The sequence below is a fragment of the Rhodoplanes roseus genome (genome assembly GCF_003258865.1).
Taxonomy (GTDB): domain Bacteria; phylum Pseudomonadota; class Alphaproteobacteria; order Rhizobiales; family Xanthobacteraceae; genus Rhodoplanes; species Rhodoplanes roseus.
Genome location: NZ_NPEX01000097.1, coordinates 1 through 1323 on the forward strand (window position 1 = coordinate 1; position 1323 = coordinate 1323).

General features: G+C 69.9%; 1 protein-coding gene. It reads right to left on the reverse strand.

What is annotated here, in order from left to right:
• Window positions 1-53: 53 nt before the first annotated feature.
• Window positions 54-1217 (reverse strand): amino acid ABC transporter permease, encoded by a 1164-nt coding sequence (locus tag CH341_RS15205; protein ID WP_111419856.1) that lies wholly within the window; start codon window positions 1215-1217, stop codon window positions 54-56.
• Window positions 1218-1323: the final 106 nt, after the last annotated feature.

A 1323-nucleotide genomic window follows, 5' to 3' on the forward strand; every position in this document is an offset into this window, starting at 1 on the left:
CCGCGGCCTGCGTGTCGGGACGTTTCTCGGCGAGTACGGCCATGATTGCCCCCTCAGCGCCGGTCGCCGGCGGCGAGGCGCCGCTCGATGCCGGTCGCGTAGCGCGACATGAAGTGACAGGCGACGAAGTAGAACAGCGCCGCGAAGGCGTAACCGGTCGTGCTGGTGACGGGCGTCGCCCAGTTCGGATCGACGCGGGCGATCTCGATGGTGCGCAGGAAATCGAAGATGCCGACGAAGAACACCAGCGTGGTGTCCTTGAACAGCGCGATCGTGTTGTTGACGATGTTGGGGATCGTCACCCGCAGCGCCTGCGGCAGCACCACCAGGCCGAGCATGCGCCAGTAGCCGAGCCCGAGCGCGCGCGCCGCCTCGTACTGCCCCTTGGGGATCGAGGAGAGGCCGGCCCGCACCACCTCGGCCATGTAGGCGGAGGCGAAGATCGCGATGCCGACCAGGGCGCGGATCAGCTTGTCGGGCGACCAGGCCGGCGGCACGAACAGCGGCAGCATCACGCTCGCCATGAACAGCACCGTGATCAGCGGCACGCCGCGGACGATCTCGATGAAGCCGATCGAGAACAGCCGCACCACCGGCATGGTGGAGCGTCGCCCGAGCGCCAGCAGGATGCCGATCGGCAGCGACACCACGATGCCGACCGAGGCGACCACCAGGGTCACCAGCAGCCCGCCCCACAGCGCCGTGTCGACCACCGGCAGGCCGAGCAGCGGCATCCCGCGCAGCAGCACGAAGGACAGGATCGGCAGCGCGACGAAGAAGAACCCAAAGCCGAGGTCGCGACGCGGCGCGTCGAGCCACAGCAGCCAGGCGGCGCCGAACACCAGCAGCGCGAAGAACACGTCGACGCGCCAGCGCTCCGCCAGCGGATACGGCCCGTAGATGAAGAACGAGAACCAGGTCCGCACGAAGGCCCAGCAGGCGCCCGGATCGGGATTTTGGGGGGACGCCAGGCAGGCGTCGCGCCCGCTGCCGCTCCACACCGCGTCGAAGACGAGGAAGTCGAGCAGCGGCGGCACGGCCCAGACGATCAGGCCGAGCACGACGATGGTGAGCAGGCCGTTGAGCGGCGTCGCGAACAGGTTCTTGCGGACCCAGTGCAGCGGCCCGCCCGGCAGCGGCGGTCGCGCCGCCTGCGCCGCCGGCGTCGTGCGCACGAAGGCGATGTTTTTCTGCGAGCCGGCGGCGAGGTCGGTCATGGGCACCTCGCCCCGCACGACACCGCGTCCCAGGGGACAGCGCCAATCCATGGGTTCCCTCCCCCCTTGTGGGGGAGGGACAGGGAGGGGGGTCGGCCACAAGCTC